Origin of the sequence: Kitasatospora sp. NPDC087314 (assembly GCF_044744365.1) — a bacterium.
Lineage (GTDB): Bacteria > Actinomycetota > Actinomycetes > Streptomycetales > Streptomycetaceae > Kitasatospora.
Genome location: NZ_JBIUYE010000016.1, coordinates 54,905 through 68,027, shown reverse-complemented (window position 1 = coordinate 68,027; position 13,123 = coordinate 54,905). Strand labels below are relative to the sequence as shown.

Here is a 13,123-nt window from a genome sequence, read left to right as displayed (position 1 = left end):
CGCGGCACAACTCCCGTTCAGAAGATCTCACCAGGGGGACCCCCAATGGACGCTTCCACCACGGCCCGCCGTCTCGGCCGGGCGACCGCCCTCGCCGTGGCCGCCGCGCTGGCGGTCACCGCGTGCACCTCGGGCGGGGGTGGATCGGCCGACAACGTGGCCAAGAGCGAGCCGCCCAGGCAGGATTCCCAGGACATCAACGCCAAGCCGCTGGACCAGGTCAAGGACGGTGGCGAGGTGCGCCTGCCGCTCTACCAGTGGATCACCCAGTGGAACCCGTTCCAGGTGGACGGCACCTACGGCGACGCGGTCTCGATCATGCGCGCGCTGGAGCCGTCGCTCTTCAACACCGACGCCTCCGGCACCTTCCAGCCGAACACCGACTTCCTGCTGGAGGCCAAGGTCACCTCGACCTCGCCGCAGGTGGTCACGTACAAGCTCAACCCCAAGGCCAAGTGGTCGGACGGCAAGCAGCTCGGCTACCTGGACTTCAAGGCCGACTGGCAGGCCAGCAACGGCAAGGACCCGGCGTACAACATCTCCGACCCCTCCGGATACGAGCAGATCTCCGCGGTCGAGCAGGGCGCGGACCCGACCGAGGTCAAGGTCACCTTCTCGGAGCCGTACGCGGACTGGCAGAACCTGTTCCGCCCGCTGATCCCGGCGGCCGGCATCGCCACCCCGGACGACTTCAACAAGGGCTGGGTGGAGAAGATCCCGATCACCTCGGGCGCGTTCAAGGTCGGCGTGGCGGACAAGACCGCGCAGACCCTCACCCTCGTCCCGGACCCGGCCTGGTGGGGCACCAGGGCGAAGGCGGACAAGATCACCTTCCGGGTGATGTCCCAGTCGGCCACCACCCAGGCCTACCTCAACAACGAGATCGACCTGGCCACGGCCGGCACCGCCGCCGCGTACGGTCAGCTCAAGGACGCCAAGGACACCGTGATCCGCAGCGCCAGTCCGTGGGACGAGGTGCACATCTCCTTCGGCCGGGGCGGCGCGCTGGCGGACCAGAAGGTCCGCCAGGCGCTCGGCAAGGCGCTCGACCGCTCCTCGCTGATCAAGATCGCCAACAACGGCGTGCCGGTCCAGTTCAAGCCGCTCGGCAACCACATCCTGATGCCCAACCAGGCCGGCTACCAGGACAACTCCGGTGAGTGGGCCACGTTCGACCTGGCCGCCGCCAAGAAGCTGCTGGACGACGCGGGTTGGAAGGAGACGGGCAGCGGTCAGCCGCGCACCAAGGACGGTCAGTCGCTGGAACTGCACTGGGTGATCAACGAGTCCACCCCGCAGACCCAGATCGACCTGTCCACCGCCGCCGCGGCGATGTGGCAGGCGGCCGGGGTCAAGGTCAGCCTGGACAAGGTGGCCGCCAACGACTTCTTCACCAAGTACGTCAACCCGGGCAAGTTCGAGATCGCGAGCTGGCGCAACACCGACTCCTTCCCGCTCTCCAAGAGCCTGACCAACTTCCGCCTGCCGATCGGCGACAACACCTTCAACAACCCGTCGGGCCTGGGCAGTCAGGAGATCGACGACCTGCTGAAGAAGGCGGCCGGGACGATCGACCCGGTGGAGGCCGCGAAGCTCTACAACCAGGCCGACGCGAAGATCTGGGAGCTCGGCCACACCGTCGAGCTCTACCAGCGGCCGACCGTGGTGGCGACTCGCAAGGGCCTCGCCAACTACGGCGCCTTCGGCCTCGCCGGGGAGGACTACACCAAGGTCGGCTGGGAGAAGTAGCCCCCGCCGCGGAGGCGGCGAGACCGACCGCAGGGCAGGCGCTGGCGAGCAGCGCGGTGATCACGAGGCCGGTGGTACGGACACGGGAAGGTCGGCTCCGCCGCCCCCGCTCTCCTGCCACCGGCCTTGACCTTCCGCGTTGCCCGCAGGCCGCCCGTGTCGTGGGGCCCCGCAGGACCCGCGCTCGCTTCCAACCGGGGACGAATCTAGCGGGGTGGTCCGGCCGGTCGCGGCGCAGCGCGCGGGGCGCGCCCGGAAACCCGCCGCGCTGTCACCCACTTCGCGCACCAGGGCGTCAACTACGGCTGACAGCAAGGAGAAAACGGGCAAAAGTCGCGATTTTCACCGGGTTGTGGACCGCCGAGCCTGCCGCGCCGGTGCGTGCGCCGGGCCCGGGCCGCTGCCAGGATGCGCGCCACCGCGACCGTCACCGTGCCCACCTGTTCACGGTCTGGCTGCTGCACTCCCGGCACACCAAGACCGGCGTGGCGCAGGCCCTGGCCCCGACCGGGGCCGTGCTGGTGCTGGCCTGCGCCGAGCTCGGCGACTCCGGCGTGCTGGCGGCGGGCCTGGTCGGCGCGCTGACCGTCGTGGTGGGCCTGCTGCTGCCCGCCCGGCAGGGCTGAGGCGGGCGCGTTCGGGAGGGGGCTGGGGCGGGCGCCCGAGCCCGGGCGTCCGGCCGGGTTCAGGCGCACTCCAGCAGGACCGGTTCGTGCCGGGCCAGCCAGGCCAGGTAGGCCGGGTTGACCTTGGCCAGATCCAGGTAGGCGGCGCGCAGTTCGCCGTACAGCGCGTCCAGGGCGGGCGCGCTGAGCGCGCGCGGCCGCCAGGTGAACAGCAGCCGGACGGCCAGCGGGTCCCCGTGCACCGGGCGCACCACCGTGCCGGGCCCGGGCGCGGAGGTCGGCTGGCAGGGGCGGACGGCCTCGCCGGAGGCGACCAGTTCGGCGGCGGTGGCGTTGTCCCGCACCTGCACCACCCGGGGGTTGAGCCCGGCCTCGCTGAACACCCGGCGCATCGCCGCGTACTCGTGGTCGGCGGTCGGGTCGACCATCCAGGTGTCCTCGGCGAGCTCGGCCAGGTGGACGACCGGCCGGGCGGCGGCCGGGTGCCCGGCGGCGAGCGCGACGAACTGCGGTTCGCGGGCCATCAGCACCCGGTGCTCGGCGTCCGGCGGGACCCGCAGCGGGAAGCCCTCGCTCTCGTGGACGAAGGCCACGTCCAGCTGGTCGGCGGCGACCATCCGCAGCAGCGCGCTGGCCGAGATGTCGACGTGGATGGTGGTGTCGGTGTCCGGCAGCCGCTCGTGCACCCGGCGCAGCCAGGCGGCGACCGCCCGGTTGCCGACGCTGCCGATCCGCAGTCGCCGCTGCCGCCCGGGGCCGGCCGCGTCGCGGGCCTCCTGGCGGGCGGCGGCCACCAGGGCGGCCATCTCGGCGATCACCGGCCGGGCCCGGGACAGCACCGAGTGGCCGAGCGCGGTGGGCCGGCTGCCGGTCTGCTCGCGGGTGAACAGGGCGCCGCCGATGGCCCGTTCGATGCGGTGCAGCTGGGTGGTGAGCGAGGGCTGGGTCATGCCGAGCTGGAGCGCGGCCTTGCGGAGGCTGCCGGTGTCGGCAACCGCGCACAGCACCCGGAGGTGTCTCACGTCGAGCTCCACGCCGGGAGCATAGACGCCACCCGCCCGTTCCGCCAAGGACATGACAGATCAAAAGGCGACAGGAGGACGCGCGGCGGGCCCCGCTGGTATGCGGCGGGGCTATCGCCGGTTGACATCATCCGCCGCGGGCCCGGGCGGGTCGAAGCTCGGGGCAGCGAATCCGCCCCGGTCCCGACCGGGGCGGCCCCCACCGTCGCCGTCGCCGTGTCCGGCCCCCACCGGCCCCGGCGGTTCGGCGTACCGCGAATTCGGAGCCCCCACATGAAGCGATCCGTGCTGTCCGCCGCCCTCGGCCTGGCCCTCGCGGCCGGCCTCGCGACCCTGCCCGCCACGGCCGTCGCCGCGCCCGCCGCGCCCGCGGTCCAGGGCTACACGGCCTCGACCTACGCCGGCTCGGCCGCCGAGGCCGCGAACAACCAGGCCTTCTTCCGGGCCGTGATGGCCTCGGCCAGGGCCAAGCAGGCCGCCAACCCGTGGCTGCAGACCGTCACCGTCACCTACGACACCGCCAACGCGCCCTCCTTCACCAGCCAGATATCCCAGGCCGCGCAGATCTGGAACGGCTCGGTGAGCAGCGTCCAGCTCCAGGAGAGCGGCGGCACCGGCGACTTCTCGTACTACGAGGGCAACGACAGCCGCGGTTCGTATGCCAGCACCGACGGCCACGGCCACGGCTACGTCTTCCTCGACTACCAGCAGAACCAGCAGTACAGCTCGCTCCGCGTCACCGCGCACGAGACCGGCCACGTGCTCGGCCTGCCCGACGACTACGCCGGCCCGTGCAGCGAGCTGATGTCCGGCGGCGGCCCCGGCCCGTCCTGCACCAACCCCTACCCCGACAGCTCCGAGCGCAGCCAGGTCGACAGCCTCTGGGCGAACGGCCTGGCGCCCGCGAACTGACCGCAGCTCCAGTGGAGTCGCCGGCTCCCACGGGGTGCGGCGGGCCGCCCGGCCGGAATCGGGCGGCCCGCCGCTTCGGTAACTTCCCCGACCGGAGCCTAGCCGCCGGTGGAACGGAATACCAGGGGCACGCACGAGTCAAGGCCGGCTAAAGAGATCTCAAACCCCTTTATCGGAAGGGGTATTGATCGAGGCTATCGCGGGTTGACATCATCCGCGCGCCCGCCGGGCTGCCCGAAGCTCTGGGGACATCACCCGTTGACCAGGTGTCCCCCCGGGCCGGCCCCCAACCGGCCACGGCACCACAGGAATCGGAGCCCCCACATGAAGCGATCCGTGCTGTCCGCCGCCCTCGGTCTCGCCCTCGCGGCCGGCCTCGCCGTGCTGCCCACCACCGCCGCGGCCGCCGCCACCCCCGCGCCGGCCGTTCAGGGCTACACCGCCTCGACGTACGCCGGTTCGGCTGCCGAGGCCGCGAACAACCAGGCGTTCTTCCAGGCCGTGATGGCCTCGGCGAAGGCCAAGCAGGCGGCCAACCCGAACCTGGCCACCGTCGTCGTCACCTACGACGCCAGTTCGGCGCCGACCTTCCGCAGCCAGATATCCCAGGCCGCGCAGATCTGGAACAGCTCGGTCAGCAACGTCCAGCTGCGGTCCGGCTCGGGCGGCGACTTCGCGTACTACGAGGGCAACGACAGCCGCGGTTCGTACGCCAGCACCGACGGCCACGGGCGCGGCTACGTCTTCCTCGACTACCAGCAGAACCGGCAGTACAACTCGGTGCGGGTGACCGCGCACGAGACCGGGCATGTGCTCGGCCTGCCGGACCACTACTCCGGCCCGTGCAGCGAGCTGATGTCCGGCGGCGGCCCCGGCACCTCCTGCACCAACCCGTACCCGAACAGCACCGAGCGCAGCCGGGTCAACTCCCTCTGGGCGCGGGGCTGATCCTGCTCGGGGCCGATCCTGCGTGGCGGATCCTCCTGCGAGGCTGATCCCGCGCGGCCGATCGTGCGGGTCCCCCCGGCCTGGCCGCCGTCCGCAGCGGCCGGGCCGGGGCGCCCGTGCGTCGCCGTCCGGCGGGTCGCCCTGCGGCCGGTTGTCGGTGCCGCGTGCGAGCATGCGGGCGAGACCGGCCCGTTCCGACCGTGAGGTGCCACCGCCATGCCGCGTTCCGTCCCCGACCAGCTCACCGACCTGCCGTACGCGGAGCTGCTGCGCCCGCACAGCGGGCGGCTGCGCAGCGACGACCGGTACGACACCGCGCACTTCGACGGCGGCGAGTACACCGACGAGTCGGCGGCCGGGGCGGCCTTCCTGGAGTGCGCCTTCACCGGGGTCGCGCTCAGCGGGGTCAAGCTGCGCCAGGCCCGCTTCAACGAGGTCTGGGTGCAGGCCGGCCGCTGGGTGGCCTGCGACCTGAGCGACTCCGAGTGGCAGGACAGCGCCTTCCTGGGCGGGGTGCTGGCCGGGGTGGCCGCGCACGGTTCGGCGCTGCGCCGGGTGGTGTTCCGCGGCTGCAAGCTGGAGGCGGTCAACCTGCGGGCCGCGGTCCTGCGGGACGTGGTCTTCGAGGACTGCCTGCTGCGCGACGTGGACTTCGGCGACGCGAAGCTGACCGAGGTCTCCTTCCCCGGTTCGACGCTGGAGGAGGTCCGGCTGCGCGGCGCCACCCTGAGCAAGACCGATCTGCGCGGGGCCGCCCGGCTCGGCCTGGCGGACGGCCACCTGGGGCTGCGCGGGGCGGTCATCAGCTCCACCCAGCTGCTGGAGCTGGCACCGCAGTTCGCCCACGCGCTGGGGATCACCGTGTCGGATCGCTGACCACCTCGGTCCCTCCGCAACGGTTCAGCCCCCCGTTCGTCCGGGCGTCGCTCGGTGACGCCCGGACGAACGCCGGTGACCCTCCGACGAACAGTCCGCCAATCCTGGTGCACGCATCTGGTGGCCCACTCACCCGAGGTGGAGACTTCTCCGCGATCGATGAGCCCCCACTTGTGTACACAACATCGCGACTGAAGGGACGGGTTGGGCTGATGGCCGAGCTGAGTCGTAGGAAGTTCGTCACGCTGTCGGGTGCCGCCGCGGCGGGTCTCGCCGTGGCCGGCTCCGGTGCCGCGGGGGCCGCTCCGGGCGCGCCCGCGGTGGCCTCCACCACCACGCTCCGGCAGACCGGCACCATCACCGACGCGCAGCACGTGGTGATCCTGATGCAGGAGAACCGCAGCTTCGACCACTACTTCGGCACGCTGAGCGGCGTACGCGGCTTCGCCGACCGCAGCGCGATCCAGATCGCCGGCGGCTACAGCGTCTTCAACCAGCCCAACGGCCTGTTCTCCCGCCAGTACCCGTGGCAGTTCAGCCAGACCAAGCCGGCCGGCGGCGCCGACCCCGAGCGCCTCGCCCAGTGCAACGGTGATCTCTCCCACGGTTGGAGCGATCAGCACAAGGCCTGGAACGGCGGCAAGATGGACTCCTGGGTCGCTGCCAAGGGCAACGTCCGCACGCTCGGCTTCCTCACCCGCCAGGACATCCCGTTCCACTACGCGCTGGCCGAGAACTGGACCATCTGCGACGCCTACCACTGCTCGGTGCTCAGCGCGACCGGCCCCAACCGCACCTATCACTGGTCCGGCCAGATCGACCCGGCCGGCAGCGCGGGCGGACCGGCCTACGACGGCGGCGACGAGAAGGGCCTGCGCTGGCAGACCTACGCCGAGGCGCTGGAGAACGCCGGCGTGAGCTGGAAGGTCTACCAGAACGCCGCCGACAACTACGGCGACAACGCCTTGGCCTACTTCAACCAGTTCTCCGGCGCACCGGCCGGCAGCCCGCTGGCCGTCAAGGGCATGGGCTCGGTGCCCAAGGTCACCGGGAAGACCCCGGACGACATCGCCGCCGCGATCAAGGCCGACGTGCTGGCCGGCACCCTCCCGCAGGTCTCCTGGATCGTCCCCGACCAGGCCTCCTCCGAGCACCCCTACGCCACCCCGGCCGACGGCGCGCACTTCGTCCACATGGTGATCGACGCGCTCAACGCGGACCCGAACGTCTTCAACTCGTCCGTCCTGTTCATCAACTACGACGAGAACGACGGCTTCTTCGACCACGTCCCGCCGCCGGCCGCCCCGGCCGGCACCCCGGGCGAGTTCTACAACGGCACCAACATCGGCCTCGGCTTCCGCGTCCCGCTCATAGCCGTCTCGCCCTGGACCCGAGGCGGCTGGGTCAACTCCGAGACCTTCGACCACACCTCCGTGCTGCGCTTCCTGGAGAGCTGGACGGCCGCCCTCGGCACGCCCGCGCAGTGCGTGAACATCAGTGACTGGCGTCGGCGCGTCTGCGGCGACCTGACCAGCGTGTTCGACTTCGCCAACCCGGTGTACGGGCTGCCCGCGCTGCCCGACACCTCGCAGACCATCGGCCTGTCGGCGTGCGGTCCGCTGCCCAACCCGGCGCCGGTCAACAACCAGCTGCCGCTGCAGGAGTCCGGCACCCGCCCGGCCCGCGCGCTGCCGTACCAGCCGAACGCCAACCTGGACCACCTGGAGTTCGGTTCGGGCGGGGTGATGAAGGTCTGGATCACGATGGACAACGGGGGCGCTGCGGCGGCGAAGTCCGCGCACTTCGCCGCCTACGCCAACGCCTACCGCAGCGGCGGCCCCTGGCAGTACACCGTCGACCCGGGCGGCAACACCAGCGACTTCTTCAACTGCGGCACCAACTTCGGCGGTGGCCCGTACGACCTCACGGTGGTCGGCCCCAACCGCTTCCTGCGCCGCTTCAAGGGGGACGCGACCAAGGCGGGCAAGAACGCCGCCGTCACGGCCTCGTACGCGGTCGAGCCGGGCACCGGCAAGCCGACGGTCTACTTCAAGCTGGCCAACTCCGGCAGCACGCCGATGACCTTCACCATCGCGTCGAACAACTACCGCACGGACGGCCCCTGGACGTACCAGGTCCCGGCCGGCGGCAGCGTCAGCGACTTCTTCAACGCGGTGGCGTACACCAACGGCTGGTACGACTTCACCGTGACGGTGGACGTCGACAGCAGCTGGTCCCAGCGCTTCACCGGCCACCTGGAGACGGGTGCGCCCAGCGTCACCGGCTGACGGCCGCGCTCGCCGCGTGGATACGGAGGCCCCACTGCCCGCCTCGCCGGGCAGTGGGGCCTCGTGTCACCTTCGCCAGAACAGGTGGTGCGTGACGCCGCTCGGGCTGGGCACGACCTCCAGGTGGAACCGGTCGAGCAGCTCGTCGGGGGACTCCCAGAGCCGCAGTCCGGACCCGAGGTCCACCGGTGCGACCGCCACGTGCATGGTGTCGACGAGGTCGGCATCGAGGAACTGCCGGATGGTGGTGACCCCGCCGCCGAGCCGGACGTCCTTGCCCTCCGCCGCTTCCCGGGCCCGTTCGAGGACCGTGGCCGGGTCGCCGTCGACGAAGTGGAACGTGGTGTCGGAGAGCGTGAACGACGGACGTGCGTGGTGGGTCATGACGAACACCGGAGTGCGGAACGGGGGCTCGTCGCCCCACCAGCCGCGCCACTCGTGGTCCTGCCAGGGCCCGCGCTGGGGTCCGAACTTGTTGCGGCCCATGATCTCGGCACCGATGTTGCGTGCGAAGTCCCGGGTGAAGTAGTCGTCGAGCCCCCGGCTCCCCCCGGGATCCGTGCGCATGGGCCAGCTCGCCGTGGCTCCGGCCCAGGCGAACAGCCGCTCGGGACGGTGGAGGCCGAACGGCTCTTCGAGACTCTGGTGCTCACCGGCACCGATTCCGTCACGCGAGACGTTGAAGTTCATGACTCTGAGCAGTTGATCCACGTGTTTCCTCGGCAGGTCTTGTCGTGTCGTCGTGCGGCGGGGCGCCGCACACCATGACGTCGGAGCGGACACGGCCGGATCGACATCGGCCGACAACCTATTTTCAAGGCGTGTCGGCCCGTGGCTCGGCGGACTCGCGGGCAGCCGTCCTTGAGCGCGACCGGTTCCGTGGAGCCGTCGGTGCGGACCCCGATGACGGCCCAACTGGGGAACAGCCTGGAGTCTCCAGCGACTGGAGACAGCAGAGTGGGGGGCATGGACGTTACGACCCTCTATTCGATCGGGGAGCTTTCCCGGCGGACCGGCTTGTCCGTGAGGACCATCCGGTTCTACTCCGATTCGGGGGTGGTAGCGCCGACCACCCGAAGCCCCGCCGGTTATCGGCTCTACGACCTCGACGCACTGCTTCGTCTGGAACTCCTCCGCACCCTGCGCGAGCTGGGCGTGGACCTGGCCACGATTCAACGGGTCCTGGACCGGGAGCTCTCGGTGGCGGAAGTCGCCGCGGCGCACGCCGACGCCCTGGACGTCCAGATCCGGATGCTGCACCTGCGTCGGAGCGTCCTGCGAGTCGTGGCCGGACGCGGGGCCGGTCCCGAGGAGACCAAGCTCATGCACAGGCTCACGCAGTTGTCCGGCGAGGAACGCCGACGGTTGATCGACGATTTCCTGGAGGGCACCTTCGGCACAGTGGATGCCGAACCGGCCGTGGTGGCCATGGTTCGCGCTGCCACTCCCGATCTCCCCGATGATCCGTCCAGCGAGCAGGTCGCCGCGTGGGTGGAGCTCGCCGGGCTGATCGGCGACGAGGACTTCCGGGCCCGGATCCGCCGGACGGCCGTGTACCAGGCCGCCGGGCGCACGCTCGACATCGAGAGCGAGGCCGGCGAGGAACTGATGGCGTTCACCCGTCAGAAGGTGGCCGAGGCCCTGGAGTCGGGCATCGACCCGCTCGGTGACCGGGCGGCACCCGTCATCGACGACCTCGTGCACCGCTTCGCCGGGGCGTTCGCGCGCACCCCTGACACGGAGTTCCGGGACTGGATGGCCCGGCAGTTCGAAGAGGCGCACGATCCCCGGGTGGATCGGTACTGGCGGCTGGTGTGGATCGTCAACGGCTGGCAGGTGGTGCCGAACCTGATCCCGGTGTACCCCTGGCTCATCCAGGCCCTGCGAAACGACCGCGGCGCATAGTCACCGCAGTGGAGACCGTCCAGGAGCCCCGAACGAGTCCAAGGGATCGCCTGCGGACATGAAGCGGGGGCGTCACTCGTCACGCTCGCGGTCATGTCGGCGCTGCTCGGCTACCCCTCCGAGCAGCGCCGGCTGCGCCTGACCCCGGTACTCAGACCGGGCGTCAGATCGTGCCGAACTCGCCGGCTCGGACGGCGGAGACGAAGGACTGCCAGGCCTCGGCCGGGAAGATGAGGGCCGGGCCGTCGGGGTCCTTGCTGTCCCGGACGGTGCCGGGGTGAGCGTCGTCCACCTCGATGCAGTTGCCTCCGTTGCTGCTGTACGAAGACTTGAACCACTGAGGCTCGACGGTCACGGCAGTTCCTCTCTTAGCTGGCTGATCAGGGCCACGGACTCGGCTTGTGAGAGTGCCAGGGCCTGCAGTTGATAGTAGGCCGTGAGCATCGGCGGTACTGCGCCGCTGTCCCGTTCCAGGTGCCCTTGATGCGCTGATTCGGCGTAGGACATCAGCGATCGGTCCGGGAGGGTGAGGATGTTCACCGGAAGATCAAACGCTCGTTCCTCTCCCATGGCGAACGGAGCCACCTGGAGAACGGTGTTGGGCATCCGGGCGAAGGCTGCAAGCTCATCGAGTTGGGCAGCCATGGTGGTCTCTCCGCCGACCGGCCGCCGGATGCAGCTCTCGTCCAGAACGGCGTGGATCAGTGGCGGGGATTCCCGGCGCAGGTTCGCCTGTCGGCGTGCGAGGTAGGTGACCCGCTCCTCGGCTTGGCCCTCGGTGATGCTCCCTCGCCGGACCGCGCCCGCTGTGATGGCCCGCGCGTAGTCCATGGTCTGGAGCAGCCCTGGCACGATGCCCAGGTCGAACAGCCTCAGCTCCACCGCCCTGGACTCGTGCGCGACGTACTCCGGGAAGCCTTCGAGGATGGTCGACGACTTGAGATCGCGCGACTTGCGGACGAAGAAGTTCTCGAACCCAAACGCCTTGTCAAGTTCGCGTGCCAGGCGGGCTGTTGGGGGGCGGCGGCCAGTTTCGACGGCCGACACATGCGTCGGTGAGTAGCCGATGGCATGTGCCAGCTCCTCCTGGGTCCACCCCCTTGCCTCTCGTGCGCTGCGGAGATCTGAGCCGAACTTGGCGGCAGGGGACGAATCGGGGTCCAGTTCAACCTTGTTCATGGGTGTCGATTCCCTCTCCCCAAGCAGATCCGACAGGTTGAAGACATCTGCATCGTAGACGACAGTTGGCGCTCTGGGTAGTCATCGCACTACGGAACGGAGTTGCCGCCGTGACGCGCAAGAAGTCCCCCGCTGGGCCGCCCTATCGCCCGCAGGTCGGCGAGCTGGTCAAGGACGTGACGACCGACAAGAACGTCGTCTACATGGATACGCGGGGCGGGCTCGCCTATGTGCGGCCGGTGGGCGGGGGTGTGGAGTGGACGGTCGACCCCCTCCGCATCCAACCTCTCCCGGGCGGGCCGATGCTGGTCGTCCACATCGTCCCCGCCAGGTCCCGTGGCCGGCTCGGCGTCGACGATGAGGGCGCCGCGTGAACCGCCAACCGGCCTTCGGTGCCGACGTGTTGATCGCCGTCGGCGTCATCGGTGCGCTGAGCGGCGGTGCGGCGGCGGTCGCCACCTGGGCGCTTCCCGGTCCGCCGAGGGCTGCCACCGCGCTGGTGTGCCTGGTGACGTTCGCCGCCGCCCTCATGTTCGGCGTCGTCGTGGCCGAACCGATCATGCGGCGGGCCACCCGGCGGCGCATCGGACGGGACCGCCGCCGATGACCACCCGCCCCGCCTGCCCCGCCCCGGACTGCGGTGCGCCGGTCGATCTGCTCGACGACGCCAACGCGGTCGGGCGGACGTGGAACTGCCCGAACTGCGCCCGGTGGGGCGTCGCCTGGTCACGGGCCTACCTGGCGAACCAGCCGTTCGAGGAACCCCTGGTCGTCCTCGGTCGCAGACCCTACTGCCGGCCGACGGGCGAACCGTGAGGTCGACCATCGGCCGCGCGATCCTCGGCCTGCTGCGTCAGGCTCGGGTCACCTGCCTGTGGCTCTGGGGCGCACACCTCCAATTCTCGCCGCCGCTCCTGTGGTTCAGCCCCCGGCGGCGCAAAGCGGTCGCGGCGGTGGAACGGGTGCTCGCCGAGGAATGGCACCTCCGGCAGGCCTGCGACGAGGCTGCCCGGGACGCCCTGCACGCCGAGCTGTCCGAGGCCATGGCCAGACTCCAGCAGGCGGCGGGCGGCTCGTACGCCCTCGCCCGACAGCCCGCTCCGGCGCCCCGCCGCCGGCCTCGCGCGGCGTCCCGGCCGCCCAACCGGCCCAATTGAGAGCCTCCGGCGGCCGACTGCTTCGACGCTATCCCGCGTCGCGCGGTGGCAGCCGTCGGGTGATCCGGTCGAACAGCTCCGCCAGCGGTTCACCGACGTCGCGACCGAACTCGGTCAGCCCGTAGGTGACCTGAGGCGGCGTCGTCGGCTCGACCTTCCGCCAGACCAGGTTGTCCTGGACCAGCGAGCGCAGGGTCTGGGAGAGCATCTTCTCGCTGATGCCGCGGATGCTGTCGCGCAGTTCGTGGAACCGGAGGTCGTTGCTCCGCAGGGAGATCAGCACCCAGATGCCCCACCTGCTGGTCACGTGGTCGACCATGTCGCGCGCGGGGCAGTCGGTGTGAAACACGTCATACCGCTTCGTCGTCTCGGTCTGCATGAGCTGCGAGCCTCCCACCATGTGAGGAGCTTACCCCGAGGTATGTCCTTACGGAATGTTAGCCGGACTCCTAGCGTCAAGG

At 70.7% G+C, this 13,123-nt stretch carries 16 protein-coding genes; 11 read left to right on the top strand and 5 right to left on the bottom strand.

All coding sequences use genetic code 11. The features are described from left to right. Positions 1 to 45 precede the first annotated feature (45 nt). Both ACIO5E_RS31000 and ACIO5E_RS30995 read left to right on the top strand, forming a co-directional pair. Positions 46 to 1,749, top strand: a complete 1,704-nt coding sequence (locus ACIO5E_RS31000) for an ABC transporter family substrate-binding protein (RefSeq protein ID WP_400674223.1) — start codon at positions 46 to 48, stop codon at positions 1,747 to 1,749. Between the two features lie 377 nt (positions 1,750 to 2,126). After that, positions 2,127 to 2,375 (top strand): hypothetical protein, encoded by a 249-nt coding sequence (locus ACIO5E_RS30995; RefSeq protein ID WP_400674221.1) that lies wholly within the window; start codon positions 2,127 to 2,129, stop codon positions 2,373 to 2,375. A gap of 59 nt (positions 2,376 to 2,434) precedes the next feature. Here the strand turns inward: ACIO5E_RS30995 and ACIO5E_RS30990 are convergent, their stop codons facing one another. Then, positions 2,435 to 3,409: a LysR family transcriptional regulator gene (locus tag ACIO5E_RS30990; protein ID WP_400674219.1), complete on the bottom strand. Its 975-nt coding sequence runs from the start codon at positions 3,407 to 3,409 to the stop codon at positions 2,435 to 2,437. A 261-nt stretch (positions 3,410 to 3,670) separates the two neighbouring features. On the opposite strand from ACIO5E_RS30990, the gene snpA (ACIO5E_RS30985) reads away from it, so the two are divergent. From snpA (ACIO5E_RS30985) to ACIO5E_RS30970, 4 genes are all read left to right on the top strand, one after another. After that, positions 3,671 to 4,309, top strand: coding sequence for a snapalysin (snpA, locus tag ACIO5E_RS30985; protein ID WP_400674217.1), 639 nt, complete (start codon positions 3,671 to 3,673; stop codon positions 4,307 to 4,309). Between the two features lie 324 nt (positions 4,310 to 4,633). Beyond that, entirely contained in the window at positions 4,634 to 5,257 is a 624-nt protein-coding gene (gene snpA, locus ACIO5E_RS30980) for a snapalysin (protein WP_400674214.1), read from the top strand. A 216-nt stretch (positions 5,258 to 5,473) separates the two neighbouring features. Continuing rightward, the gene (locus ACIO5E_RS30975) at positions 5,474 to 6,133 is read left to right on the top strand and encodes a pentapeptide repeat-containing protein (protein WP_400674211.1); all 660 of its coding nucleotides are present in this window, start codon (positions 5,474 to 5,476) and stop codon (positions 6,131 to 6,133) included. Positions 6,134 to 6,345: 212 nt separating this feature from the next. Further along, positions 6,346 to 8,421 (top strand): phosphocholine-specific phospholipase C, encoded by a 2,076-nt coding sequence (locus ACIO5E_RS30970; RefSeq protein ID WP_400674210.1) that lies wholly within the window; start codon positions 6,346 to 6,348, stop codon positions 8,419 to 8,421. A gap of 66 nt (positions 8,422 to 8,487) precedes the next feature. Here the strand turns inward: ACIO5E_RS30970 and ACIO5E_RS30965 are convergent, their stop codons facing one another. Continuing rightward, the gene (locus ACIO5E_RS30965; RefSeq protein ID WP_400674208.1) at positions 8,488 to 9,132 is read right to left on the bottom strand and encodes a dihydrofolate reductase family protein; all 645 of its coding nucleotides are present in this window, start codon (positions 9,130 to 9,132) and stop codon (positions 8,488 to 8,490) included. A gap of 255 nt (positions 9,133 to 9,387) precedes the next feature. Between ACIO5E_RS30965 and ACIO5E_RS30960 the strand changes: the two genes are divergently transcribed. After that, positions 9,388 to 10,326 (top strand): MerR family transcriptional regulator, encoded by a 939-nt coding sequence (locus ACIO5E_RS30960; RefSeq protein WP_400674205.1) that lies wholly within the window; start codon positions 9,388 to 9,390, stop codon positions 10,324 to 10,326. Positions 10,327 to 10,489: 163 nt separating this feature from the next. On the opposite strand, the gene ACIO5E_RS30955 is transcribed toward ACIO5E_RS30960, so the two are convergent. Both ACIO5E_RS30955 and ACIO5E_RS30950 read right to left on the bottom strand, forming a co-directional pair. Next, entirely contained in the window at positions 10,490 to 10,681 is a 192-nt protein-coding gene (locus tag ACIO5E_RS30955; RefSeq protein WP_400674203.1) for a DUF397 domain-containing protein, read from the bottom strand. Next, positions 10,678 to 11,505, bottom strand: a complete 828-nt coding sequence (locus tag ACIO5E_RS30950; RefSeq protein ID WP_400674201.1) for a Scr1 family TA system antitoxin-like transcriptional regulator — start codon at positions 11,503 to 11,505, stop codon at positions 10,678 to 10,680. Before ACIO5E_RS30950 ends, ACIO5E_RS30955 begins: the two co-directional genes overlap by 4 nt. A 110-nt stretch (positions 11,506 to 11,615) precedes the next feature. Here ACIO5E_RS30950 and ACIO5E_RS30945 point away from each other — a divergent pair, with 110 nt between their 5' ends. From ACIO5E_RS30945 to ACIO5E_RS30930, 4 genes are read left to right on the top strand one after another with little or no spacing between them, the layout of a single operon-like run. Continuing rightward, positions 11,616 to 11,879, top strand: a complete 264-nt coding sequence (locus ACIO5E_RS30945; protein WP_400674199.1) for a hypothetical protein — start codon at positions 11,616 to 11,618, stop codon at positions 11,877 to 11,879. Continuing rightward, positions 11,876 to 12,112 (top strand): hypothetical protein, encoded by a 237-nt coding sequence (locus ACIO5E_RS30940; protein ID WP_400674197.1) that lies wholly within the window; start codon positions 11,876 to 11,878, stop codon positions 12,110 to 12,112. Before ACIO5E_RS30945 ends, ACIO5E_RS30940 begins: the two co-directional genes overlap by 4 nt. Continuing rightward, positions 12,109 to 12,321 carry a hypothetical protein gene (locus ACIO5E_RS30935; RefSeq protein ID WP_400674195.1) on the top strand — a complete coding sequence of 71 codons (213 nt, stop codon included), beginning with the start codon at positions 12,109 to 12,111 and terminating at the stop codon, positions 12,319 to 12,321. The genes ACIO5E_RS30940 and ACIO5E_RS30935 overlap by 4 nt, the downstream gene beginning before the upstream one ends. Further along, positions 12,318 to 12,662 carry a hypothetical protein gene (locus ACIO5E_RS30930; protein WP_400674193.1) on the top strand — a complete coding sequence of 115 codons (345 nt, stop codon included), beginning with the start codon at positions 12,318 to 12,320 and terminating at the stop codon, positions 12,660 to 12,662. Before ACIO5E_RS30935 ends, ACIO5E_RS30930 begins: the two co-directional genes overlap by 4 nt. 28 nt (positions 12,663 to 12,690) lie before the next feature. Here the strand turns inward: ACIO5E_RS30930 and ACIO5E_RS30925 are convergent, their stop codons facing one another. Continuing rightward, positions 12,691 to 13,062, bottom strand: coding sequence for a winged helix-turn-helix transcriptional regulator (locus ACIO5E_RS30925; RefSeq protein ID WP_400674191.1), 372 nt, complete (start codon positions 13,060 to 13,062; stop codon positions 12,691 to 12,693). Positions 13,063 to 13,123: the final 61 nt, after the last annotated feature.

Excerpts from the sequence above, each read along its gene's own strand:
- ACIO5E_RS31000 (WP_400674223.1), top strand. The coding sequence starts at position 46 with ATGGACGCTTCCACCACGGCCCGCCGTCTCGGCCGGGCGACCGCCCTC.
- snpA (WP_400674217.1), top strand. The coding sequence starts at position 3,671 with ATGAAGCGATCCGTGCTGTCCGCCGCCCTCGGCCTGGCCCTCGCGGCC.
- snpA (WP_400674214.1), top strand. The coding sequence starts at position 4,634 with ATGAAGCGATCCGTGCTGTCCGCCGCCCTCGGTCTCGCCCTCGCGGCC.
- ACIO5E_RS30975 (WP_400674211.1), top strand. The coding sequence starts at position 5,474 with ATGCCGCGTTCCGTCCCCGACCAGCTCACCGACCTGCCGTACGCGGAG.
- ACIO5E_RS30970 (WP_400674210.1), top strand. The coding sequence starts at position 6,346 with ATGGCCGAGCTGAGTCGTAGGAAGTTCGTCACGCTGTCGGGTGCCGCC.
- ACIO5E_RS30960 (WP_400674205.1), top strand. The coding sequence starts at position 9,388 with ATGGACGTTACGACCCTCTATTCGATCGGGGAGCTTTCCCGGCGGACC.
- ACIO5E_RS30950 (WP_400674201.1), bottom strand. The coding sequence starts at position 11,505 with ATGAACAAGGTTGAACTGGACCCCGATTCGTCCCCTGCCGCCAAGTTC.
- ACIO5E_RS30935 (WP_400674195.1), top strand. The coding sequence starts at position 12,109 with ATGACCACCCGCCCCGCCTGCCCCGCCCCGGACTGCGGTGCGCCGGTC.
- ACIO5E_RS30925 (WP_400674191.1), bottom strand. The coding sequence starts at position 13,062 with ATGGTGGGAGGCTCGCAGCTCATGCAGACCGAGACGACGAAGCGGTAT.